Annotated in this window: 18 protein-coding genes and 1 pseudogene; 7 read left to right on the top strand and 12 right to left on the bottom strand. The window is 52.5% G+C overall.

The window, feature by feature from the left end; all coding sequences use genetic code 11:
• Positions 1-9: 9 nt before the first annotated feature.
• The 8 genes from FUA23_RS20790 to FUA23_RS20755 form a co-directional block, all read right to left on the bottom strand.
• A complete protein-coding gene (locus FUA23_RS20790; protein ID WP_147932706.1) occupies positions 10-561 on the bottom strand; it encodes an RNA polymerase sigma factor in 552 nt (183 codons plus the stop codon).
• 304 nt (positions 562-865) lie between these two features.
• A complete protein-coding gene (locus FUA23_RS20785) occupies positions 866-2,185 on the bottom strand; it encodes a hypothetical protein (RefSeq protein WP_147932705.1) in 1,320 nt (439 codons plus the stop codon).
• A 235-nt stretch (positions 2,186-2,420) separates the two neighbouring features.
• Positions 2,421-3,113: a hypothetical protein gene (locus FUA23_RS20780; protein ID WP_147932704.1), complete on the bottom strand. Its 693-nt coding sequence runs from the start codon at positions 3,111-3,113 to the stop codon at positions 2,421-2,423.
• Positions 3,114-3,638: 525 nt separating this feature from the next.
• Positions 3,639-4,523 (bottom strand): NAD kinase, encoded by an 885-nt coding sequence (locus FUA23_RS20775; protein ID WP_147932703.1) that lies wholly within the window; start codon positions 4,521-4,523, stop codon positions 3,639-3,641.
• A gap of 5 nt (positions 4,524-4,528) precedes the next feature.
• Positions 4,529-6,100 carry a BamA/TamA family outer membrane protein gene (locus FUA23_RS20770; protein ID WP_147932702.1) on the bottom strand — a complete coding sequence of 524 codons (1,572 nt, stop codon included), beginning with the start codon at positions 6,098-6,100 and terminating at the stop codon, positions 4,529-4,531.
• Between the two features lie 10 nt (positions 6,101-6,110).
• Positions 6,111-7,010: a DMT family transporter gene (locus FUA23_RS20765; RefSeq protein WP_147932701.1), complete on the bottom strand. Its 900-nt coding sequence runs from the start codon at positions 7,008-7,010 to the stop codon at positions 6,111-6,113.
• Positions 7,011-7,323: 313 nt separating this feature from the next.
• Entirely contained in the window at positions 7,324-7,962 is a 639-nt protein-coding gene (locus tag FUA23_RS20760; protein WP_147932700.1) for a VWA domain-containing protein, read from the bottom strand.
• A gap of 86 nt (positions 7,963-8,048) precedes the next feature.
• Complete coding sequence (locus FUA23_RS20755) at positions 8,049-9,071, bottom strand: FAD:protein FMN transferase (protein WP_147932699.1); 1,023 nt, start codon at positions 9,069-9,071, stop codon at positions 8,049-8,051.
• 209 nt (positions 9,072-9,280) lie between these two features.
• Here FUA23_RS20755 and FUA23_RS20750 point away from each other — a divergent pair.
• A pseudogene (locus FUA23_RS20750) lies at positions 9,281-9,778 on the top strand (endonuclease V); the annotation flags it as partial.
• A 5-nt stretch (positions 9,779-9,783) separates the two neighbouring features.
• Here FUA23_RS20750 and FUA23_RS20745 read toward each other — a convergent pair.
• Together FUA23_RS20745 and FUA23_RS20740 are read right to left on the bottom strand one after the other, a co-directional pair.
• Positions 9,784-10,326 carry a hypothetical protein gene (locus FUA23_RS20745; RefSeq protein ID WP_147932697.1) on the bottom strand — a complete coding sequence of 181 codons (543 nt, stop codon included), beginning with the start codon at positions 10,324-10,326 and terminating at the stop codon, positions 9,784-9,786.
• 35 nt (positions 10,327-10,361) lie between these two features.
• On the bottom strand, positions 10,362-10,742 hold the full coding sequence (locus FUA23_RS20740; protein ID WP_147932696.1) for a hypothetical protein: 381 nt from the start codon (positions 10,740-10,742) through the stop codon (positions 10,362-10,364).
• 337 nt (positions 10,743-11,079) lie between these two features.
• On the opposite strand from FUA23_RS20740, the gene FUA23_RS20735 reads away from it, so the two are divergent.
• The 6 genes from FUA23_RS20735 (at position 11,080) to FUA23_RS20710 (ending at position 18,013) form a co-directional block, all read left to right on the top strand.
• Positions 11,080-13,218 carry a peptidylprolyl isomerase gene (locus tag FUA23_RS20735; protein WP_147932695.1) on the top strand — a complete coding sequence of 713 codons (2,139 nt, stop codon included), beginning with the start codon at positions 11,080-11,082 and terminating at the stop codon, positions 13,216-13,218.
• A gap of 271 nt (positions 13,219-13,489) precedes the next feature.
• A complete protein-coding gene (locus tag FUA23_RS20730; RefSeq protein WP_147932694.1) occupies positions 13,490-13,669 on the top strand; it encodes a hypothetical protein in 180 nt (59 codons plus the stop codon).
• A 6-nt stretch (positions 13,670-13,675) separates the two neighbouring features.
• Positions 13,676-14,254 (top strand): LPS export ABC transporter periplasmic protein LptC, encoded by a 579-nt coding sequence (gene lptC, locus FUA23_RS20725; RefSeq protein ID WP_147932693.1) that lies wholly within the window; start codon positions 13,676-13,678, stop codon positions 14,252-14,254.
• A 117-nt stretch (positions 14,255-14,371) separates the two neighbouring features.
• Positions 14,372-15,628 carry a hemolysin family protein gene (locus FUA23_RS20720; RefSeq protein WP_147932692.1) on the top strand — a complete coding sequence of 419 codons (1,257 nt, stop codon included), beginning with the start codon at positions 14,372-14,374 and terminating at the stop codon, positions 15,626-15,628.
• Positions 15,629-15,819: 191 nt separating this feature from the next.
• Positions 15,820-16,935 (top strand): mechanosensitive ion channel family protein, encoded by a 1,116-nt coding sequence (locus FUA23_RS20715; RefSeq protein WP_147932691.1) that lies wholly within the window; start codon positions 15,820-15,822, stop codon positions 16,933-16,935.
• A 103-nt stretch (positions 16,936-17,038) separates the two neighbouring features.
• Positions 17,039-18,013: a polyprenyl synthetase family protein gene (locus tag FUA23_RS20710; RefSeq protein ID WP_147932690.1), complete on the top strand. Its 975-nt coding sequence runs from the start codon at positions 17,039-17,041 to the stop codon at positions 18,011-18,013.
• Positions 18,014-18,047: 34 nt separating this feature from the next.
• Here the strand turns inward: FUA23_RS20710 and FUA23_RS20705 are convergent, their stop codons facing one another.
• Together FUA23_RS20705 and FUA23_RS20700 are read right to left on the bottom strand one after the other, a co-directional pair.
• Positions 18,048-19,070, bottom strand: coding sequence for a glycosyltransferase (locus FUA23_RS20705; protein ID WP_147932689.1), 1,023 nt, complete (start codon positions 19,068-19,070; stop codon positions 18,048-18,050).
• Positions 19,071-19,105: 35 nt separating this feature from the next.
• Positions 19,106-21,526, bottom strand: coding sequence for a DUF3536 domain-containing protein (locus FUA23_RS20700; RefSeq protein ID WP_147932688.1), 2,421 nt, complete (start codon positions 21,524-21,526; stop codon positions 19,106-19,108).
• Positions 21,527-23,529 lie beyond the last annotated feature (2,003 nt).

Genomic DNA, 23,529 nt, shown 5'->3' with positions numbered 1-23,529 from the left:
TGGGATTTACTAGCGGCCGGGGGCGGTCAATACTTTTTGCAATTTACCCCGGGCTTTTACCAGGTTAGAGCGGCTCGTACTTTCGGTTATTTTCAGTTGTTCTCCTATTTCACGGTGGCTGTAGCCTTCCACTACGTACAGGTTAAAAATTGTACGGTAGGTAGGAGGCAACTTCTGCACCGCCGCCAGAATTTCACGGGCTCCGAACTGTGCAAACACATCAGGAGCGTCGCTGCTCAGGGCGTAGGCATTGTCCAGGTCCTCCGTTCGGCGGCGCGCATTGCGCCGGTACTGATCGATGGCAGTGTTCACGGTAATACGACGCATCCAGGCCAGCAGTGCGGTTCCTGATTCGTAGCGTCCTATTTTTTTAAAGATCTTAATAAAGCTTTCGTGTAACAAATCCATCGCTTCGTCCTCGCTTCCTGCATAACGCTGGCAAACAGACATCAACTGGCCGTAGTAGGTTTCGTACAGCACCTTTTGGGCTGCACGGTCCCCTTTCACCAGGGCCGCGATGAATTGTTGCTCGTTGTTATGTAGATCAAGCGTTAGATCCATAGGAATATAAGGATAGGTTGCTTCCACACATGTGTTGGAAAATTATCCCTAAGGTATACGTTTTCCGCCAATGATTCGCTGCCTGGGCCATGCATTTAACGCTTTGACAATTGGCTGACAGCCTTGCCTCAAAAGTCAAGAGACAGCCCCCCTTCTCTTCTTAATGTCTTTACCGGTTAAGTTTCCGGGCGCGACCGCAGGTGCAATGAGCGCTAAAAGCAAAGCGGGCACCTCTTCGAATAGCAAGAGGCGCCCGCTGTTGGGAGATGTAAAAATGTACCTGTTTGGTACGATTACGTTTTCACTAGTACTTGATCGAAACGGTGTAGCTGTCGTTGTTACTGCCCGCTTCGAAGTTGATGGCGTCGATTCTTACCAGGTAGAAACGATCAGCGCGGCGGATAGCGAGCACATCTCCCTCCTGCAGAACCTGAGTAACGATCTCGGTAGAGCTTACATCGCCATCAGCATCAGGGAAGTTATCAGAACCATCGGGGGTTGTCCCGTTGTCGTACAGGCTGGTGATGTCTTCCTTGGTGTCGATATCATCGAAAGTGATTCCGTCACCCAGACCTGCGAGGTTGGCCACGCGGAGGATAGCGTCGTTGGAAGCACTGATCTGGGTACGCCAGTTCTCGGTACCTACGGCTGCGTTCAGGTTAACGCCTTCGTCTTCAATTTCAGCATCGGGGCTGTTGAACGGAACGGATGTTCCGGTGTCGAGGTCGAGGCCACCGTTCATTCCTCCGCTTGCGTTGAAAAACACGCCTCCCATTTCGAAGGTGATTGCCGTTCCAGCCGGGATTTCGTAAGTAACCGTAACGGTCTGCTCGGCGGTGATGCCGTTGGCATCAGCCACGCGGAAAGTGTACGTACGGGTACTGTTTTCGGTTACATCGGGACGTACGTTGACGTCATAAGTTACGCCCGCGGTTTCCGCTTCGATGAGCGTGAGTGGGTTCATAGCGGTAAAGGCTCCGCTGTTGAAAGTAAGTGCGCTGGCGTCCATAAGAACGCCGTCTTCCAGCACGGAAAAAGTCGACAGTGGGTCAGCGGTGTCATCCAGTAATACCTTCACGTCGAACGAGGGGTTACGGTCAGTAATGGTTACATCACCGGAGACAAACCCGTCTTCAATGAGCAGGTCCACAACAGGAGCAGTAACGGTATAAGTGATGGTCACCTGAGTGGAGCCAACTTCACCGTCTACATCCGTGAGCTGAAAGGTGAAGGTTACCGGTCCTGCGGTGGTATTGCTGGGGGTAATTTCAATCTCGTAAGTAAACCCTTCAGCGTCTGCCCCGGAGGTAAGGATGGGATTGTTGGCGGTTTCTCCCGTACGGAAATCCAACTGACTTGCGGGAACAAGGGTTCCGTTTTCGAGAATAGCCAGGTCCCGGAGAGAGGCATCACCATCCTGTCCGGATACATTTACGATGAAGCTGGGGGTAGAGAGAGAAAGTTCCTGATTGAAAGAAACCAGTCCGGTTCCGCTGTTGAGAGTGACAACGGGAGCGAGGGTTACACCGCCGGGGGTTCCTGGGGTATCCGAATCACATCCGGCAGAAAACATAACAATAAAGGCCGCTGAAAACAGTACGGCAAATCGGGAAAATAAACGCATAGGTATTGGTTTTTTGGGGTTAAGTATCAAAGTATGAACTGTACTTTTAACGATGGTTTTATAAAAAGTCACCAGCTTGCAAGGAGGGGAGAAGAGAATACTCTCTTTCGTTGATCGGTCTTTGCTACCGCCTCAACGGTTCATTACCCGCCCTGTTCACAGCTGTGCAATAAAAAAGGTCACGACGTCCGGAGACATCGCGACCTGAAAGTCTTGAGTGAATTGTAACCTAAAACTATTTTGCAGCGGCGGCGGCGTCGCGGAACTTTTGCATTTTAACGCTATCAGCGTTACTGTAACGCGGCCCGCAATTAGCAAGGATAGCAGCCATCTTTGGGTTAGAAAGTTTTGCCATTGCTGCGGGGGTCTTTATCCCTGCTTCTTCGAATTTAGCTGCCATCGCAGGGCCTACGCCTGCGATTGCCAGCAACGCACTTGCGGGAGCAGCCGGGGTCTTGCGTGGGCGACCTGGTCTTTTCTTAGCTGCGCCAGAGGCAGGCTTTGCTGCGGCAGTTGCAGACTTCTTCGGGCGTCCCGGGCCACGCTTCGCTGCAGGCTCAGTAGTAGTGGTCGCTGCGGCGGTTGCAGACTTCTTCGGACGCCCCGGGCCACGCTTCGCTGTTGTTTTTTTGGCAGCGGTTGTTGACCTTTTCGGGCGCCCCGGAGAGCGTTTCGCTGCGGGCTTCGCCGGAGTTTTAGCAGCCTCCTCCTCTTTCTTCGCCGGGCCACCTGCACGGAGAATAGCGAGCTCAGCCTTCAGTGCTTCCACTTCGATGAGGGCTGCTTTTGCCTCTGCTTTTGCCTTTTTGAGTTCTTTTTTGTGCTTTTTCCGCAATTCTTTGATTTCAACTGAATTTGCAGAAAACGCTTCCTGAGCCGCATCAAAGCGACTGATGAGGCTCATCACCTCTTTTTTTAAACTAGCCATGTGAATCTGTTTTGAGTTTTGAAGAACGACTATATTAAACCCTTATACTGTAGAGCACTTCCAAAAAATTAAAACTGATTTTCAACAACTTGCAGTTGCATCGATACAAAAAAACTGCTTGTATAACAAGACTTATTTTTACGCTACCACGCTTAACAAACTGTGGAAACCAGAGAGAGAAATTTCAGACGCGTTCTTAATCGCTCCTGATAAAATTATTTAAAAATCAGGGTTAAACCTGAAGTAAGTGAATGTTTCAGAGGCTTAAAGGTATACATATAAAATCAAAAATCAGATTATTCGCTCAACGAATTGTATACCACCAAGCGCCCAAAGGAAATGTTTTCCGGTATGGAATGTTCAATAATTGAATCCGTAGCGTAAAGAAAGTTCATTCTTCTGCGACAAATGCCAACACTTCCGGACACGGCAAACCTCTCATTACCCAATACAGGCATAACGCTTCCAGAGCAAGCAAACAGCAGCATTAATGATCAGAATTCCTGGCAGTTATAAAACCAATGCTTAGTGATTCCTTCTATCCGCCCCCCAATTTAATTTAGACCTGAGGGTATCCATAAAGCTGATCCCAGGAAGTTTCACCAGTTGTATACCGAAATCATTTTTACGTACAGCGAGACTATGTACCGAAGTAATCGTTTCGAAGCGGGAATCAAGCGTACAGAGGAAGTTTTCGGCTCTTCCTTCTATTTCAAAACTAATTACCGAATCATCGCTGAGTACAATCGGGCGCACATTGAGGTTGTGTGGAGCTACCGGTGTCACCACGAAATTGCCTGACCCGGGGAACACGATAGGTCCGCCACAACTAAGGCTATAGCCCGTTGATCCGGTAGGCGTTGCAACGATTAGCCCGTCGGCCCAGTAACTATTTAAATAAGAACCATTCACAAACGTATGAATGGTAATCATTGAGGAGGTATCCCTTTTGAGCAGCGTAAAATCATTCAACGCAAACGGAGTTTCATCGAAAATCGGCAAATTAGATTCCAGATAGAGCATATCACGCTTCTCCGTGGTGAACCGGCCGAGGGAGAGCAACCGCAGGGTTTCCTTCAATTTCGTTTTTTCCACTCTGGCCAGAAAGCCAAGTCGGCCAAGGTTTATCCCGAGAATGGGGATGCCATAGTCGCGAACCAAAGTTGCCGCTTTCAGGATCGTGCCGTCACCTCCCAAGGTGATAATCATATCGAAGCGCTTAATTCTGAAATCAAGATGGCTTTCAATCTGCCCCACGTCCTTTCTGAAATTGATGTGAGGCCTCAGTTCTTCCAGATACGGCCCATAGACATAAGTCGAGAATTGCTCTTCGGCCAGCAGATCAAATAATTCCTGCACGTGGGGAATGTCTTTTTCCTTCAATAACTGACTATAGATAACTACCTGCATATTGCTTAAAAATTCAGATTAAGGGCCAGGAGTACTTCTCCTTCTCCTAAATGGTTACGGTTGTACTGCAAGCTACCAACCATATCGTAAAACAGTACTACGTCCAGACCCAGACTGGCTCCGGTCAGCAGTGTGTTGTTTAATTTGTTGCTCTCCCCAATGTATGGCGCATTAGCAATACCCTGATTGAACTGGAAAGCCAGCAACACACGAACGGGGATGTACCGGAACGCATCGATAAAGACCAGTTTGCCCAGGTCCAGGTCGGTTTTGAATAATTGTTGCCTTATTCCGAATCTCCAGATGGCCATATCCAGTCCATCCACGACATAAAACTGGTAACCGACAAGGCCATTGTTTCCGAAGCCGATAGCCCGGTTCTCCAGGAATGGTTGCTGAGTACGAATAAGACTGTATTTACCCGCAACGCCGGCGTTAATCGACAAGTTTTCGCTCAGAGGCCAAAATTTACGAACGGTCAGCCCTGCGGTCAAACTGTTACGTTCCCCCGTAATCCCCATACCGTCCTTCACCACGGTGCCCAAAACGTAGTAACCTTTCCATGGGTAATTCCTTACATCTCTCTTGTCATTGACATAAGTGTACTCTAGTTGAAAGAATCGCTGGCTATTCCTTCCCTCGCCAAAAAAGTCCGGGTTCAGGGCATTTGCAATAGTATCGGCGATAACCGAAGAACGATAACCGGTGCGTAAAGTATGGGTAACGTATAGCTTCTTACGATAATTGAAGGACAAATTAAGACGAGTATCTTTATATACAAACCGATCGGGATCCTGATAGAACACCTGTTGATTTTCGATGGTCTGGTAATTCTGCTCTCTTCGCTGAGAGAAACTGTAATCGAGTTCTATTCCAATGTTTTTTGCTTTGTTTAAATACGGCAAACGATAACCTGCTTCATATTTCCGGGTATAACCCGTTGTATAGCCAATTTTGAAACGATCCCGCCGGCCGGTGAAATTATACCACGACAATTTAGCCCCCAGATTGACCCGGTCCAACGAATGGTTTTCATCCCGCCACCAGACATTAAAGTTTCGGTCGGCGAGGGTAAAAACAGGTACGGGATAGATGTACCATGTTTCGCGGATATCAATGAATACCTGCAGGTTTCCCGGTCCGAACAGACTGTCGGAATAAGTGATATCGACGCTACTGAACAGACCAGTATTCATCAGTGCGGCGTAAGTCAGAGCGATCTCTTCGTCCAGATCCTCCTCCGCTATCCGGGCTTCTTTGCCGAAGGTCATCTCCCGGAACACCACACCATCACGTGTGCGCTTGTGGCCCCGAATGAAGATATCCCTAATGGTAACTGAATCGCCGACGAGGTTTTGGGCAAGGCTCGATTCTTTCATCACGGAAGGATCTGACAGATCGCTCTCCGGACTTTCGGAGTACTTATACGTACTCTCCCCCGCCGGGGCAAGAGGACCGACTTCCCCGTAATCACCAGCAACAACTGCTGCAGAGGCACCTGCAGCGCCCGGGGCATTCAGGCAAATAACGATCAGAAAGAATAGGGTTATGCACTTCATCAGGCTCAATAACGGCATTTTCGCGACATTACTTGCCCCGGCTGAGGGCGACACCCGTAAGAATCAGAACAATTGCGGGTATTTGTAATGCGGCAAAGCCCTCTCCGTCGAGTAGCCCCCATAGCAACGCGACGAGAGGAATGATGTAGCTTACCGTACTGCTGAACACGGCTCCGGTGCGTTGCACCATCTTAAAAAAGATGATACTCGCCAGTACGGTACTCACCAGCGCCAACGCCGCGACACAAGCCAGAGCCCACCACCCCTCGTTGCCGGCGGCAGCCGTTACCGTAACCGGCACTGCACCTGCGGTCAGCGCCCAGATAAGTGCGGGGAAACCAACGATGAAAAAGCTGCATACCGTGATGGTAAGTGATGAAAGCCCCCTGAAATATTCAGCGACCAGATTCGAACTCGTCGCATAGCAAAGACAGGCCAGAAAAACGAACCCCGCATAAGCAAACTGTGTCGTTTGCCCCGCATCGCCCGGCGCTGCCCACGAAAGCCCCACCGCGCCCAGCAGCCCCAGCAGAACCCCCGCCAACTGGCGTCGGCCAGCATCCCGACTGGCAAAAAACAACCACGCAACAAGAAAAGTACACAAGGGATTGAGTGCACTCAGCATCCCCGTAAGGCTACTGCTGAGATGAACCTGCGCGTAGGGGAAAAGAAACGATGGCAGTGCCGTACCCGTAATTCCAATCACGATGAGCAAGGGAACCTGCCGCCAGGTGATCTTTCGTAAATGAACGTACGCCAGGGGAGATAAGGCCAAAGCAGAGATACCCAGCCGCAGTGTTGCAACCTGAAGCGGAGTGAAAATATCCAATCCTTTTTTAATAAGGATATAACTCGTCCCCCAAATCAGGGCAAGGGCAATGAGGTAGAAATAGTCTTTTGTCTCCGGACGGTCAGGGGCAGTTTGCATCGGTCGCGAAGGTAGTTACCGGCGAGATAAGCGACCAGATGGGTTTGGTGTTTGTAACGATGGTCCGCGACAGTTTGTAGCGAACCATCGTTATACCCACTTCTGGCGTAAGAAAATGCTGAAGCCTTTGGGCGCAAACCAGATTGTCGCTCACCCCCCTCCCAGCCTCCCCACACCGCTGCGCTGGGGAGGAGCAATCGCGACAATCTGGTTTGCGCCCAAGCCTTTAGCTTATTTATTAGCGGCGGTGTCCAACTAACAATTACATCAGTCCTTTAAAAGGAAAGCTGACGGAGCGGAGGCTCCGATGCGCTTAGTCTTCCGCTTCGTTGTCTTTAGCGAGGTCGTCCATATTCGCGCCTGCGGCGCGACCAACGGATGATTCGTAGTGCGCCTTACGCATCTTGCTGTAAGAGCGCATGCCTTTGTCAAAACCTTTGGCGTTGTTATTGATGCGCAGGGCGTTGCCGCCCGAAACGCCCCAGCTTTTCGCTTCTTTCATCGCCTGCTCGGTCGTGCCCATAAAGGTGATTGTCCAGGCAGGTTTGCCTGCTCGTTTTTTCGTAATGAGTTCGGTAATCGACTTTCGGGAGTATTCCTGCGAGCTGTTCTCCTCTCCGTCCGTCATGATGGTAACGAGAACGGAGTCCTGTTTATCGGGAACCAACTGAAAGCCCTGGCCAATGGCATCGAAGAGGGCGGTCATCCCCTGGGGCTCGTAGGCGTTCGCGAGTTCGTCGGTCAGTTTTTCGGCTTTTTTGGAGTTGACCAGTTCTTTGAAGTGACCGGGGCTCGAGAACTGGGTAACGATGGTCCGTATTTTGCTCTCGCAGAGCGCAGCGTCGGCTTTGATTTCCTGAAAAAGCAGGCGTAATCCGCCGCGGATTTCTTCTGCTTTGGAAGCCATGGAGCCGCTGGCGTCAATGATGATGAGGTTGGTGATGTTTTTCATTTCGGGATGGGTTTGGGTTAATCGGATAAACACATCAGGCTCAGTGGCTGACGATCTAAAGATTAACGTTCCTATCCCTCAATAAGTTACAGCCCCGAAGACTTCATCGTTTCCAGTTCTCCGCTCTCGCCGCGCACCAGGAAATAGCCTTCCAGGTCAGCGTTGTCTTCCACCAGTTTCAGGGCTCGCTCGGGGCCTACGACCATGCAGGCGGTGGCGTAAGCGTCGGCCGTGGCGCAGTCCGGGGCGAACACACTTGCGCTCAGCAGCCGGTTGCGTTCTACCAGTCCGGTTTTCGGGTTGATGGTGTGGCTGAAGGTTTCGCCATCCACTTTATAGTATGCCAAATAATTCCCCGAAGTAGCAATAGCTCTTCCTTCGCTAAGCGGCAAAATACCCGCCGGAGTTATTTTCTTTCTGTCTTCATCGGGCAAACGGATCGCGACGTTCCACGGCCTGCCGTTTTTGGTTCCTCCGCTACGCATTTCGCCACCGATATCCACCAGATGGTCGGGGTGTCCGGCGGAAGAAAGGAGTTGAGCGATCAGGTCTACCCCGTAGCCTTTGGCACTGGCGTTGAGGTCGAGCTCTACGCCAGGCAGGGCTTTTTTTAGCATAGTGCCTTCCAGCGTCACCTTATCCAATCCTACCAGACGTAGTAGTTCGTTGACTTCAGTCATATTGATTTCGGCGGTTTGCCGCTGCTTACCGGTACCAAACCCCCAGTATTTTACCAGAGGTGCCACCGTGGGATCGTACGTTCCGGCGGTGGCTTCGCTTACCCGGCGGGCAATTTCCAGATTGGGAACGAAGTGGTCCGTCCCGCCAATATCGATGCCGGTTTCGCTATTATTAAAGGCATTCAGCTTACTGTCCGGCACCCAGGCGGAGAGTTCGAGATTATAAGCATTGAGTAAACTGTCTACCCGTTCCCGCAGATCGGGTATACTGTCGCCCAGGTAAGTAATACGGTAATAGCTCCCCATTGCTTCGCCCACCAGTTTCACGCTTGGTGCGTTGGTTGCCGGTTCCATCGTACCGGCCTTTTCGGGGGCGCGGTCGCAGGTGCAAAAAAGGATAATAAAGAGCAGGGGAAGTAAATAGCGCATAATGCCGCAAAGATAACATGAGGCGGCAAGGATAAACCACAGAAAAACCCGGAAAAACCACTCTTATTTTGTGGCACTTCGTGAGGTAACTGTGTACAGAACACGAGGCGTCAACTTTTGGAAACCTGCCCTGCTGATGTCCGGAAAGCCGGTGATTTCACTACCTTCCCGTCTCCAAAGAAAGCCTCCTCAGCAACGAAAAACCAACTAATATGCTTCTTGCCTTCGATGCGCATTATACCGCTGACGGCAGCCGCCTTGCGGCGGCTGTTTTTACCGACTGGCCGGATAGCGAGGCCACCGAAATCAGAATTTGGGAGAGCGGCCCCGCCGCACCTTACCAACCGGGCGAGTTTTATAAACGGGAACTTCCGCTTATTCTGCGTGCGCTCGAAGACTTCGACCTCAGCACTCTTGAGGCCATCATCATCGATGGATATGTATACCTGGATGATCAGGGCCGACCGGGCCTCGGCGGCCATCTTTATGAGGAACTGAACAGCAACATCCCCGTGGTTGGAGTGGCAAAATCTTACTTCCGTGACAACAATGCAGAAGCTGTACTCAGGGGTCAGAGCAGTAAACCTCTTTACGTTACGGCCCTCGGCCTTTCAGCCGGAGCAGCAGCCCTTCACGTTCGGGAGATGGCGGGAGCATACCGGATGCCAGATATTCTGGCAGCGGTAGACCGCGCAACAAAAGCGTAGAGGCCCTACCGGAACCTCAGCATCATCTGACGCCCCTCCAGGGTTTCCGGCACTTTATCGAACAGCAAGACCGTATATATAAGGCCGCGCCCTTCTTTGTAGGCTGCAATGAGTTGGGCCTGGCTCTGGTCGCTGTAACTGCGCTTGGGCCGGAAGGTCCACATCGTGGCCCAGTCGGCATTGAGGACGGCGAGTTCTTCCTCGCCGAAGGAATGGACGGCGGTTACGGCGTCTTCGTCGTTGCTGCCCAGGTTCATCACCAGCAGGGAAGTTCGCAGGTGCGGACGCTTGTAGTACAGGTCGCGTGCGCTTTCGGGCCGAAGGTGAAAACGCATTTCCAGCTTCTCTGCTTTGGAGTAAACGGTCAGTTGATCTTCGAGGTAATCGTTTTCGGGGTTCTCCCGGAGCCTGAACCCTTCGTTGAAGGGGTGGTTGACACGGACATCGAGGCTATCGAGCAAAGCTTCGAACGCCGGAGTCAGCGGCAACTGAGCGGAGAGAAAAGAACTGGCGGTGAAAAGCAGAAGGGAAAAGAGGCAGTATCGCATATTAAGGGTAACGTTTGGGAAGGCCTCCCCATTATTCAGGCGCCGTAGACCGAATGTAACCGCTCCACCAACAGGTTCGTGATCCGGCGGTTGGTATCGGATTCGTTGACGAGGTAATACTCCATTTCCGAAGGAACGAACTGCCCGATAGCGATTCCGAAGAGTAAACCGCGCAGCCGGTTATCGCGGGTGACGAGTTCTTTTATTTTCGCCCAGCGCTTACCGGCCGGCAATTGATCCGGCTTCACCTTTCGCTTAACGAGGTAGCTAGCGCAGACGGCAAGCAACAGTTCATGCTGCAACTTCATGATCGGGCGCAGGGTATCGTTCTGGAACTTTTCGGCGGGCGAGGACGCGGGTGCGAGGTCAAGTTGGGGGCGCAAAGCGAGACGGGCAGAGTTGGTTGACGTAAGCATGCTGGTGGAACGTACAAGGCTTCATTCGGTTTTCAGCACTGCGGCTTCAGCAGGAGCGGATGGTCGGCAACATTCTTCTCCGGTTATTACGGCGTGGCTCTTTTATCCCCGCACGGCACCTGCGCTCGCGCCACTAAAACCGGCCGTTGTGCGCTAAAAAAGCTGTCGGAAACGATAAACTACCTTCATTTTTCAATTTGTCGTATCTTCGCGGTCCTAACGAGACACCGGCCGGGACCCTTCAAACATTGGTCCGGCCGTTTGTGCGTCAGGAAACTATTAAAAATACCACGAAATAAGCGCCCGTTCGACCGGGCAACGTAAAGCGAAATGCAGTATGGCACTAATTGGTAAGATCAGACAGAACACGCTTATCGTCCTCCTTTTCATAGGAGGCGGTATCGCCCTTTTCATCCTTTCCGAGATGACAAGTGGCGCCGGCGGCGCCCTTGGCCCGGTAATGAACCGCATGGGCGCGGTTGGTGAGCGTGAAATTGACCGCAATGACTTCGAGCGCACCGCCAGCGCCGCATTCTCTGGTGGCGATGCCTTCCAGAACCGCGATCAGTTGTGGAACTTCTACGTGAACGAAGCCGTAGTAAAGAACGAAGCAGAAGACCTCGGCCTCAGCGTAAGCGAGGAGGAAATGACCGAACTCCAGTACGGTGCCAACCCCAGCCCGGTCATCCGTCGTAACATGACTGACCCCAACACGGGCCAACTCAACACTACCCTTCTCTCGCAAATCCGCCAGGACATCGAGAACAACAGCATCGACGCTGCTATTCAGGAAGGCCGTCTGAACCCCAACTTCAAGGCAATCTGGAGCTACCAGCGCCGCGAAATCGAGGCTTCCCGCCTGCAGGAGAAGATGACTGCCCTGATGACCAAAGCTATGTACGCTCCTAACTGGCAGGCCCAGGATTACGCCAACGAGCAGTTTGGCAACCGTAAAGTAGCCATCGTAAAGGTTCCTTTCGAGGAAGTGGACGACACCGACATCGAAGTTAGCGACGCCGACGTTCAGGCCTTCATCGACGAAAACCGCAGCATCTTCGATAACCCCGAAGAAACCCGCCAACTCACCTACGTTACCTTTCCGGTAACCCCAACGACTGCCGACACCAATGCCATCCGTACACTGCTCAACCAAACTGCAGCAGACTGGGCCAAGGAAACCACCGAAGCCGGTGACAGCCTCTTCGCACTGAGCAACAATGGCACTTACCAGTCAGTCTACCAGACAGCAGATCGCCTCAGCCCCGTTGTTGCCGACGCAGTAATGAACCAGATTGAAGTAGGCACCGTATTCGGCCCTTACACCGAAGGCAGCGCCATGAAACTGCTGAAGGTAATTGACCGTGTATCAATGCCCGACAGCGCCAAGACACGTCACATCCTGCGCAACGCATCTACTCCTGCTCAGTTTGAAGAAGCAGACCGCGTAATCGACAGCCTGATGAACGTACTTCAGAGAAACCGCGGCAAATTCGCTGATCTCGCAGAAGAATTCAGCCAGGACCCAGGTTCTGCCTCTAACGGTGGTGTTTACGAGAAAGTAACTCCCGGCCAGTTCGTTAAGCCTTTCGACAACGTTCTGTTCCGCACCGGTACAGTCGGCAACCTCTACAAAGTCCGCACTCAGTTTGGTGTTCACCTCGTTGACATCATGAGCCGCAGCCGCAGCCGCCAGCTGCGCGCCAAAGTTGCTTACGTTGTTGAGCCGCTGATCCCTTCTTCTGAAACAGAAGACGTAGTAATGGCTAAAGCACAAAGCTTCCTGAACGGCAAGAGCACCCTCGCAGAAATGAAAGCCGCCGCAGAAAGCATGGGGCTGGAAGTTAAAACCTCCGCTCCCCTTCCCGTTTCCAACTACACCCTTGCCGACCTCGGTTCCGGACAGGACGTAAAAGACATGATGTGCTGGGCCTTCAGTGCCGACAAAGGCGACGTTAGCCCTGTTGTTTACTCTTTCACTGACCAGCAGTTGTTCTACCAGAACAACCACGTAGTGATTGCGCTTGCCGATGTTCTTCCGGAGGGTCTTCCTTCCGCGGCTTCCGTAAAAGACGCACTTCAGGACCAGGTCAGCAACCGTGTTAAAGGTCAGAAGCTGGCCGGTATGCTTGCTGGTTCCGATATCGAGAAGATCGCAGCCCAGTACGAAGTTACCGTTGACTCTATCAGCAGCAACCCGACCCTCCAGAGCCTGCCCCGCATCGGTCAGGAGCCGAAAGTAATTGCTGCAGCTGCTATCGTTGCCACTGGCAACACCAGCGAGCCCATCGTTGGTCGCAATGGTGTTTACTTCGTGAAGCCCCTCTCTGATGCTTCTGCCGGCACCAGCGGCAACCTGCCCGCGGCCCGTTCGCAGATCAACACCACCGTTCGTGCCCAAAACGGTAACGTCCTTCTGCCCGCGCTCCGCGCCGGTACTGATGTTGCCGATGAACGCGCTGCTGCCGATTGTCAGTAAGCGAAGCATCTAATGCTCGGGACTTTTAGTCTCACCGAAAGAGCCCTCGTTGTCAATTTTGACGACGAGGGCTTTTTTATGGTTCCTGTCGATCAAATCTTTCCAATGCCCTTTCCTCCGCACAAAGTGCTGATTTGTAATCAGGAGAAACTATAATGCGCCCGTCATAATTACCGCGAGGTTTTCAATTCGCTGTAATAAATACGCAGACAAAACCCAGAATCGGCAATCTCCGTTGTAACTTTGCCCTTCCAAAAGAAACAAGCCCAATATGTCCGAGATTAAATCTTCAGGTGCTAAAGGATACGCCTTCCTAGGCGGTGTAATTGCCATCTTTCTGTTCATCATCTTGGTGGTTTACCTCTACAAGTACAACGGAAACTTTGTACCTGAGACTCCGCTTCGTTACAGCGACCTCCTGCAGGCTGCTGGCCGTACGTTTGCAGCCTAAGGGTTCGTGACGAACAGGTCCTTCGCTTTCCTACAATATTTCACCCTGGCTGCCGCTTTTCTCGCGGTGGCCTTTCTGTGCTCCTCCTGCGTCAACGACCCTGCTGACGTAGCGCATCTGCGTGAACAACTGAGCGATAAGGTGGAAACAGCCGATGGCATCCGAACGATCTTCAGCGATTCCGGAATGGTAAGGGCCGTAATTGAAGCACCCGTAATGTTGAACTATCTCGAAAAAGCAGATCAGCGCCAGGAATTTCCTGAAGGGTTGGTCGCTACTTTTTACGACGAGTTCAACCAACCCACCAGTACCCTGGTTGCAAACTGGGGCGTGTACCGCAAGCGTGAGCGTACCGTCACGGTACGAGACAGCGTTGTCTGGGAATCAGTAGATCTTCAAAGGCTGGAAACCGAAGAACTGAACTGGGACGAGAAAACGGGCCGGATACACACTAATAAGTTTGTCGTTCTCCGGCAGCCCCAATACGTAATTACGGGTTACGGGCTCGAGGCCGACCAGAACTTTTCCAACGCCCGGGTACTACAGGTCGACGGACGTATACCGATGTCCCGACCCAAAGAATAGTCTGCCCAACCGACCGCATTTTGGTTAAAACAGGCGCCTTAATGACGTCAAACCGCAGCCTAACCATTACATTAGTAGTGGCGCCGGCAGGCGAATCAATTAAACCACAAGACCAAGTTGCTAACCGCTTTAATCATCCTGTCCCTGATTTTGTCTGCTCTCTTCAGCGGATCCGAAATCGCGTACGTCTCTGCGAACAAGCTCAGGGTGGAGCTGAAGAAGAAGCGGGGCACCCGTGCCAGTCGTATTCTGGCGGGTTGGTTCGACCGTCCGGCAGACTTCATGAGCACCATGCTGGTGGGCAACAATATTGCCCTGGTGGCCTTTACAACCCTTATCTCCGGCTCCTTTGCCTGGCTCATCGGCCCTACTGACGCGGGGATGCTGAACCTTTTGGGAGAAACTGTAATCCTTACGCTCATTGTTCTGGTGTTTGGCGAGTACATGCCCAAAACCCTGTTCCGCCTGTACGCCGACGACGCGCTTTACCTGCTGGCCCTCCCCCTGCGTGCGCTACAGTGGCTGCTCTACCTCCCGAGCCTGGTCATGACCGGGGCCAGTAATGCATTATTGCGACTGTTCTTCAACCGCCCGGCAGAAGAACTGGATACCGTACTGACCAGGCTGGACCTCGAGAATTTCGTCAATGAAAGCCGGGCCTCCGCTGACGAGGACACAGTAGTCATCGATACCAAACTGTTCGGTAACGCGCTTAACCTCTCGGAGGTACGGGTGAGCGATTGTATGGTGCCGCGTACCGAGATTCAGAGCATGGACGTATCGGCAACCATCGACGAACTGGAACAGAAATTTCAGGAAACCCGCCTCAGCCGTATCCTGATCGTGGACGGCGAGATGGAAGAAGTGCTGGGCTATGTTCACCACCAGCAACTGCTAAGTCTCCCGGAGAACATCCGTGACATCGTGATGGAGCTTACCTTCATTCCCGAAGTTACCCGGGTCACCGATCTGCTCAATCAATCCATCAAAGAGCAGCTGAGTATTGCGTGCGTCGTCAACGAGTTTGGTGACATTGCGGGTGTAGTGACGATGGAAGACCTGCTGGAGGAAATCTTCGGCGAGATCGAGGATGAGTTCGACGAAGACGAATACCTGGAGACCGTCAACGAAGATGGAAGCCACAGTTTCAGTGGCCGCCTAGAGGTAAACTACCTCAACAATAAATACGAACTCGGCATCCCGGAAGGAGAATACCAGACTCTTTCCGGTTTTATCGTTACAGAAGCAGAACGCGTCCCCGAGCAGGACGAAGAACTGGAGCTCAGCGGCTTTCATTGCAAAATGATCGAGGTAACCAACACGCGGATCGAGGTCGTAGGCATAAAAAAGATCGTGGTAGAACCGGAAGAGTAATTCTTCAACCCAGCCTTCCAGCAACAAGCCGGTAACAATCACCACATAAAAGTGCACCAGCCCCCGAATTCAGGCCTTCGGGGCGCGGACGCGGGTGCAAAACGAAGGTTTTTGAAAGCATTGACCTTTGGCCCGAACACTATGTAATCGCTTTGGTTATTCACGTGAAACCCGAAAAGTTCGCAACCGACATGGAAACTTTACTCGATTACATCAGCGATACTCCTGTTTACGCTCAATTGCTGATCGCCTTTGGCTTCGCACTGCTGATCGCGACCGTTATGGTTATGATCATTTTTCCGATTCTGAGAGCCTCCGCCAAAAAAACAAAGAGTTTCACTCTCGAGGCTTTCGCCAAGCGTACCCGTACTGCAGTTTTCTGGCTGATAGCCATGCTTCTCACGTTCTGGTTCTGGACCGCTATTTCGAGCGGTATCGCTGAAGCAGAACTTCCCTTCTATCTCCCCGGCGCGCTGCACCTCCCCCGCACCCTTCTTTACTTTTTCACTGGTGTATTCCTGATAAAAGTAGTACAGGTTGTCGGAGATACCATCCGGTACCGGTACAATATGGACGATGTCAACAACCTGCGGGAACGCAAAATCCTGACTCAACTCCAGTACATCCAGAGGATCGCTTCGATTATTATTTTCGTGGTGGTGGTTTCATTCATTCTGCTCCAGTTTGAAGGGATGAGAAGTCTCGGCACCGGTCTTCTCTCTACCGCCGGAGTAGGCGGTATCATAATCGGACTTGCGGCCCAAAAGTCGATCGCGAACCTCCTGGCTGGTTTTCAGATCGCTTTTACCCAACCTATCCGGTTGGATGACGTCCTGATTGTAGAAGGAGAATACGGAACGGTAGAGGAAATAACACTAACTTACGTAACCCTGAAGTTATGGGACCAGCGCCGGCTTATCGTTCCCCTCAATTACTTCATCGACCATTATTTCCAGAACTGGACCCGCTTCAACTCCGAATTAACGGGATCTGTTTTCCTCCACCTCGATTATACCTTCCCGGTAGACAAACTACGGGCAGAAGTGAATCGCTACCTTCCCACCCAGGAACTTTGGGACGAACGCGTCAACTCCGTTGCGGTAACCGACACAACTGACCGGGTGATTGTGGTCCGTATTCTGGTTTCCTCGAACAATGCCGGCAACACCTTTACGCTTCGTTGCAACACCCGCGAGCACATGCTTCAGTGGATTCGGGAAAACTACCCCGACAGCTTACCAACCACCCGAACCGACAAAGGGCAAATCCTTACTCCCGGTGTAATTGAGGAACTCGACGAAAACTGAAGGACAGGTGGGTAAAACTTTATATCTCAATTTTCATTACTAACTGAAAGTTCTCCTCCGGCAGATTACCTTTGCCAACCATCAGCCCCACTCCCCCCACCCTATGGGTAAAGTCCTGGATAAAATAAAGCGACCGATCGCTACCGAACTAGCCGCTTTCGAGAAACGGTTCCGGGAAACCATGCGCTCTAAAGTTGCACTGATGGACCGCATCACTTACTACATTGTGAAGCGCAAGGGCAAACAGATGCGCCCGATGTTCGTATTCCTTTCCGCTAAAGTATGTGGCGAAATCAACGATAACAGTTACGTTGCGGCATCTTTGATCGAAATTCTTCATACAGCCAGCCTTGTGCACGATGATGTGGTCGATGAGTCCTACGAGCGCCGCGGCTTCTTCAGCATCAATGCGCTTTGGAAGAACAAGATTGCGGTACTGGTTGGTGATTACTTTCTGGCCAAAGGTCTGCTGGTTGCCCTTAAACACAAACAGTACCGGATTCTGGAAATCACCTCCTCGGCGGTTCAGGCCCTGAGCGAGGGCGAACTTCTCCAGATCGAAAAAGCCCGCCGGCTGGACATTGATGAGTCCGTCTACTTCGATGTAATCCGTCAGAAGACGGCCAGCCTCATTGCTGCGAGCTGCGAAGCGGGTGCTGCTTCCACCACTACCGACGAAGAGACGCTACAGTTGATGTACAAATTCGGCGAAAAGATCGGTATTGCCTTCCAGATAAAAGACGACCTCTTCGACTTCGGGACCGACGACGTGGGTAAACCCCGGGGCATCGACATCAAGGAAAAGAAGATGACCCTTCCGCTGATCCACGCCCTTAACCAGGCTGAAAAAAGCGAACGCAGGCGCATCATCCGCATCATTAAAAAATATTCCGACAAACCGGAAAAAGTGGCCGAGGTGATTCGCTTCGTTCACCAAAGTGAAGGGCTTGCTTACGCAGAAGCAGCCATGATCCGGTACCGGGACGAAGCCTTTGAACTGCTCCGGCAAATGCCGGAGAGCGAAAGCCGGGACAGCCTGGAAGCGCTCGTAAACTACGTAGTGGAACGGAAATATTAGAACCCTACGACTTCATTACCGTCATCCTGCTTAGTTAAGGAAAAACTACCTCCCGGTAAACCGCTTCGTACCCGGCAACCATTGCGTCGGAAGGGAAAGCGTCCGTGATTCTTTTCCGGCAAGTCTTCCGGTCCTTGCTCCTTTCAACCTTTGCCAGCACCTGCGCCAGCGCCTCTACATCGTATTTATCGACCAGGATGCCCGTCTCTTCGGTTATAATCTCCGCTGCGGCACCACTCTCGAAGCCCGCTACCGGAGTGCCACAGGCCAGCATTTCGGCGTAGGCTAAACCGAAAGGCTCATCCCAAACCGACGTTACCAGCCCAACAGCAGACCGGCCGACGAGAACCGCTAAATCTGTTTGATTGAGGTGCCCGGCGTAAGTAATATTTCCGCCCAGCCCCGGAGCGACCTTCTCGTCAAAGTACTTCTGATCGTAGACCGGTCCGGCCAGGGTGAGTTGGTAACCCGCCGCCTGCGCGGCGGCGATAGCAAACTCCGCTCCTTTCTCGGGAGTGAAGCGGCCATACCAAACGGCTGACTTTTTGGTAGCGATGGCCGAAAACGGCCAGGCACCGGTCTCAATACCATTATGAACCACGTAGTATTCACCGATCAGGGATTTCCATTGTCCGCCCAGAAAGTGACTTATGGCTACGTAGCTGTGGTTCCTGATGCGGCGGGTAAGCCCCGCCGTGAACCGGTGAGACTTGTAAGGAGGCGTATGCAAGGTTGTCACCATCGGGAAGGGAAGCCCAGCGGCCATCATTGGCGGTAAAAAGTGGATACTGTTGTTATGCACCAGGTCGTAATTCCCTTCCGCGATTCGGCGGATCGCCGCGCGGATTGCGCGGGTGTAGGTCAGGAAACCAGCCTTTTCGTCCACCCGGCAGGGGACGATCTCAAAGTCCGGAGAAGAGGCCGGGTGAGCGAATAAAGTCACCTCGTGGCCGCGCTCTGCCAGTCCGCGAGCAAGCAGATGGGTATGAATCTCCAGCCCGCCCGCGAAGGGCTCTGCAATGGGGAAACGCAGCGGAGCCAGAATGGCTATTTTCATTCCGTGAAGTTAGCGGCCTTTTTCAAGACTATTCATTATCCTGCGTAGGCCATGAAGCCCAGCTCGAAATTGAGTTCACGCGCCACCGCGAGTCCTTCGGAGAGCAGCTCATCGGAGAGCGAGCCTACGTAATCCGGAGTCCATCCTTCCAGGAAGGCATTCTGGGCGCGATGGTAATTGGGTGAAAGTTTCAGGGTCTCCAGGGCCTGCAGTAAGGTATTGGCCAGGCTCCAGTTGGTCGGGTCTTCAAAAGACGCGCGTACAACCTTGTGGAGGTGGAGTTCCGCAGCCTGGTCCATATCATCGGTATTTTGCCACTCATGATCCCAGTGATGGAAATCGGCGATGAGCCGGTCGAGGCGGGGCAGATCGAGCAGCCCACCCTCACCATCGGTGAGGATATCCATGAACCTTCGGTGAAGGGTAAACCTGATGGCTGCTTTGTAGGCTTCTGGTAAGGGCATCCCGTTGGCAGCCATAGTTCCCATCAGCTGGTAGTTGTCGTAGTAGACATCGCTGAAGTTCTTGGCTGCAAGTTCGAGCGTCCGGTCGGTCATCGAAAGCAGAATATTACGCTTTTCATCGCGGAAGAGCTGCCAGATGGAGAAAGTCTCGGTACCGAAGTTAGCGGTCAGGAGGGCGATCACTTCTCCTACGTGGCCTACCCGGAACTCCTCGGCGAGCACGTCGGAGGCCGTATCGAAGTCAGCTTCGCTCATGTCGCTGCGGATGCTACCGATCATTGTCTGTTGCCCGAGGTAAAGGACACCGAAACAGAACGTTTTGGAGGCGTGGGTCAGGTTAGAGACGATCGTGATCCGGCCAAGCGACAGCCGGTAACCACCTGCCCTCAGTGGCTTAAGCTTATGGATCTCCGCCCGGTAGTTGAACAGTTCCAACTCGTCCATATTCTTTTCGAAGAGGCTGGCCGCGGCAAAGTGCATCCCTACCCGGCGCAGGCCCACGCGGGCTGGCATCACAACCTCGCGGTACGATGCCGCGGCGTTTTCGCGAACGTTACTCGGTACGCTTTCCAGGTTGCGCAGAAATTCCGGATGGAAGTCATCTCCGGTTATTACTTCGCAAAGGTGCAGCGCGCGGTTGGCGTACTGCAGCACCTGCAGTGTTTCGATGCCGGTTACTTCGTTGAAGAACCAGGCACAACTCGTGTACATCAACATGCAGTGGCGTTGCATTTCGAGCAAGCGCAACATGCGGGTTTTTTCGGCTGTCCCGACGGAATTCTCTTTGGCGTGCCGGGCAATGAAATCATCGGCGCAGGAGCGATCGAGCACCAGTTCGATGTAAGCATCGCGGGCGGCCCAGGGGTCGGTAAAGAGTTTGCCGGCTTCGCGTTCAAAAACGGTGATCAGGCGTTCGCGCACCTCGTCGAGGGCAGCCCGCAGGGGCTGCCGCCAGGTTTGATTCCAGCCGGCTTCGCCACCCGTATGGCAGCCGCAGTCAGAACGCCAGCGTTCCACCCCGTGTACACAAGACCAGGAGCTATTGTCATGAATCCGGGCTTCCCAGACCGGAGGGTGCAGCTCAAGGAACTGCCCGTAGTTGGTCAGTTGAAAATCAGGATTATTGTCGATGTGATTGAGGCAGAAAGCCAGGGCCATTTCCCCCTTCCGGTGGTGGTGGCCGTAAGACTCGCCATCGGTCGCGATCTGAGCGATTTGTGGTTCGCCCGGGTCAGCGTCCAGAGAGTTCATCAGTTTATCGGCCAGCAGGCGCCCATCGTTCAGGAGGCCTTCGAAGGCTACCGCTTTGGAGACGTTTCCATCATAGAAAAAGAGGTCGATCGTCCGGCCACTGGGCAGCGGGCAGCGGTAGGCCCTGCGGCTGTCTACGCCGCCGTTCACCTCGTGCCAATCCTCACTGTCCTGAAACTTAACGGCTTTGCACTGCCGAGGAGCGAGGACGGTAAAGCGGATGCCATTGTCGACCAGGGCTTCCAGCGTAGCTGTATCCACTGCTGTTTCGGCCAGCCACATTCCTTCGGGCATGCGGTTGAAGCGGGCCTGGAAGTCGGCGATGCCCCAGCGAATCTGGCTTTGCTTATCCCGCTCATTGGCCAGGGGCATAATGATGTGGTTGTAGCTCTGCGCCAATGCGCTGCCATGGCCACCGAAGCGTTTCATACTCTCCTGGTCCGCTTTTTGTAATCTCAGGTAAGTTGCAGGGTCGTGGGCTTCGAGCCAACTCAGCAAAGTTGGCCCCATATTCCAGCTGATGCGGGCATAGTTGTTAGAGATACCACTGATGCGGCCGGCGGTATTAAGAACACGAGCCTCGGCATTGGGGGCGTAGCATTCTTCGTTTATGCGCTCGTTCCAATCGTGGTAAGGCGCGGCGCTTTCCTGAACTTCGATCGTTTCCAGCCACGCATTTTCGCGGGGCGGCTGGTAAAAATGTCCGTGGATGCAAACGTACTTTTTGTGCTTATGTGGCATAGTCGCAAATGTACGAACAGCAGAAATTAGTTTAGTTGTCAAGCTAACCTTTATCGTGAGGCAGTCGGAATTTGGGCGCGGGCGCAGGTGCAGGGCGGGTTTTGACAATGGTCCGCTACGATTTTAGGTAACTCTGGCCCCATACAACTTTGGCTCCTTGATCACTGCATGCTTTTTTAGGCGTATGTGGAATTATCCAGCACTTGCGTTTTAATGCTGTTCCGTCCGGCGAAGAATGAAACGATCATTCATAGCTAAGTCGATTTAACACCGAAGAAGCCAAGGGTAACAGCCCGTCTTGCATGCCTGCCGACGGCTATTCTCCTCTGCGCAACAGTTTTAGCCTTGGTCCGGCTGCCTTCACCTCCGGTGAATAGCGGGGATGAGCGACCTCTGGTCGCGTAATTGGCACGTAGAGGTTTAATCGGAGTAAAACTCCTCCACCGGTGCCCGAGGACTGAGTCCTCCCCTTTTGCCCGTTCATTTTTTCTTGATAAAAAACGAACCAAAAAATCAAGGCTGTGTCACCGGCTGATCGTGGATTCCAATTTTTGACGCCTAAAATGGAAAAACTCGCGTTAGCGTTGGTCAGGTTGCTTCTAAACCCATCGGTTCGTTGAAATCCGGGTAGCTGCGTCCTAGGCCTTGAGAACGCTCAGACAGTTTCCATTTTTTAACGGCTTCAAAAACTGCATTCCACTGCCGCTGCCAAGGCCGAAGCCGGAGTGTCGGAGCTCTGTGCTTTGCTTTCAATTACGGAGCTTAGAGCATTCAGGAAAATCCTTGGTCCGGCCGCCTTCACCTCCGGTGAATAGCGGGAATGAGCGACCTCTGCTCGCGTAACTGGCACGTAAAGGTTTAATCAGAGTAAAACTCCTCCACCGGTGCCCGAGGACTGAGCCCTCCCCTTTTGCCCGTTCATTTTTTCTTGATAAAAAACGAACCAAAAAATCAAGGCTGTGTCACCGGCTGATCGTGGATTCCAATTTTTGACGCCTAAAAATGGAAAAACTCGCGTTAGCTTTGGTCAGGTTGCTTCTAAACCCATCGGTTCGTTGAAATCCGGGTAGCTGCGTCCTAGGTCCTGAGAACGCTCAGACAGTTTCCATTTTTTAACGGCTTCAAAAACTGCATTCCACTGCCGGTGCCAAGGCCGAAGCCGGAGTGTCGGAGCTCTGTGCTTTGCTTTCAATTACGGAGCTTAGAGCATTCAGGATAATCCTTGGTCCGGCCGCCTTCACTTCTGGTGAACAGCAGGGATTAGCGACTTACGGTCGCATAATTTTCCTGTTGGATTCAGTCGGAGTAGAACTTATCTACCGATGCCTTCGACTATTTTCATTGCGCAGCTACTTCGGCCTTGGCCCCGGCCACTAATGCGGTTGCTGGTGGCCGTTAAGAAAAGCAAGTTGTATGAGCCAACACTGAGTTGCTGCATTTCCGAAGGGCTTCGACTCCCGACAGTTCCAGACTTCGAAGGATCAGTTTGAGGCGAGTTTTTGCTTTTTAGGCCAGCAGTGACCGTATTAGTGATTAGCCGGGGACACAGCCTGAGGGGTTTGCTTCTTTACCCCGTTAAAGAAGGCCGCCGGCAGGCAAGGTGAGACGGGATGTAGCGCGGGCTCAATCGGAGTCGAACTCTTCCTCCGGTGCCCCAAGACTGCGCTTCTTCCCGTTTTGCCCGTTCATTTTTTCTTGATAAAAAACGAACCAAAAAATCAAGGCTGTGCCACCGGCTGATCGTGGAATCCGATTGTTGAAGCCTAAAATGGAAAAACTCGCTTCGGCGTTGGTCGGGTTGTTTCCTGGCTTGTTAGTCCGTCGAAATCTCTGGTGCTGATCCTGGGGCTTTGGGAACGCTCAGACAGTTTCCATTTTTTAACGGCTTCAAAAATCGGATTCCACTGCCGGTGCCAAGGCCGAAGGCGGAGGGACTGAACTCTGCGCTCTGCACTCTACACTTTGATTGCTGAGCGAATATTTAGTATCCCGATCCGGTACGA

The sequence above is a fragment of the Neolewinella aurantiaca genome, assembly GCF_008014675.1.
GTDB classification, from domain to species: Bacteria; Bacteroidota; Bacteroidia; order Chitinophagales; family Saprospiraceae; genus Neolewinella; species Neolewinella aurantiaca.
Note: the sequence above shows the minus strand (reverse complement) of the source record. Positions and strands in the feature narration are given on the sequence as shown.

Excerpts from the sequence above, each read along its gene's own strand:
- FUA23_RS20760 (WP_147932700.1), bottom strand. The coding sequence starts at position 7,962 with ATGAAAAACATCACCAACCTCATCATCATTGACGCCAGCGGCTCCATG.
- FUA23_RS20790 (WP_147932706.1), bottom strand. The coding sequence starts at position 561 with ATGGATCTAACGCTTGATCTACATAACAACGAGCAACAATTCATCGCG.
- FUA23_RS20755 (WP_147932699.1), bottom strand. The coding sequence starts at position 9,071 with ATGCGCTATTTACTTCCCCTGCTCTTTATTATCCTTTTTTGCACCTGC.
- FUA23_RS20745 (WP_147932697.1), bottom strand. The coding sequence starts at position 10,326 with ATGCGATACTGCCTCTTTTCCCTTCTGCTTTTCACCGCCAGTTCTTTT.
- FUA23_RS20770 (WP_147932702.1), bottom strand. The coding sequence starts at position 6,100 with ATGCCGTTATTGAGCCTGATGAAGTGCATAACCCTATTCTTTCTGATC.
- FUA23_RS20735 (WP_147932695.1), top strand. The coding sequence starts at position 11,080 with ATGGCACTAATTGGTAAGATCAGACAGAACACGCTTATCGTCCTCCTT.
- FUA23_RS20765 (WP_147932701.1), bottom strand. The coding sequence starts at position 7,010 with ATGCAAACTGCCCCTGACCGTCCGGAGACAAAAGACTATTTCTACCTC.
- FUA23_RS20715 (WP_147932691.1), top strand. The coding sequence starts at position 15,820 with ATGGAAACTTTACTCGATTACATCAGCGATACTCCTGTTTACGCTCAA.
- FUA23_RS20740 (WP_147932696.1), bottom strand. The coding sequence starts at position 10,742 with ATGCTTACGTCAACCAACTCTGCCCGTCTCGCTTTGCGCCCCCAACTT.
- FUA23_RS20710 (WP_147932690.1), top strand. The coding sequence starts at position 17,039 with ATGGGTAAAGTCCTGGATAAAATAAAGCGACCGATCGCTACCGAACTA.
- FUA23_RS20705 (WP_147932689.1), bottom strand. The coding sequence starts at position 19,070 with ATGAAAATAGCCATTCTGGCTCCGCTGCGTTTCCCCATTGCAGAGCCC.
- FUA23_RS20730 (WP_147932694.1), top strand. The coding sequence starts at position 13,490 with ATGTCCGAGATTAAATCTTCAGGTGCTAAAGGATACGCCTTCCTAGGC.
- FUA23_RS20700 (WP_147932688.1), bottom strand. The coding sequence starts at position 21,526 with ATGCCACATAAGCACAAAAAGTACGTTTGCATCCACGGACATTTTTAC.
- FUA23_RS20775 (WP_147932703.1), bottom strand. The coding sequence starts at position 4,523 with ATGCAGGTAGTTATCTATAGTCAGTTATTGAAGGAAAAAGACATTCCC.
- FUA23_RS20780 (WP_147932704.1), bottom strand. The coding sequence starts at position 3,113 with ATGGCTAGTTTAAAAAAAGAGGTGATGAGCCTCATCAGTCGCTTTGAT.
- FUA23_RS20785 (WP_147932705.1), bottom strand. The coding sequence starts at position 2,185 with ATGCGTTTATTTTCCCGATTTGCCGTACTGTTTTCAGCGGCCTTTATT.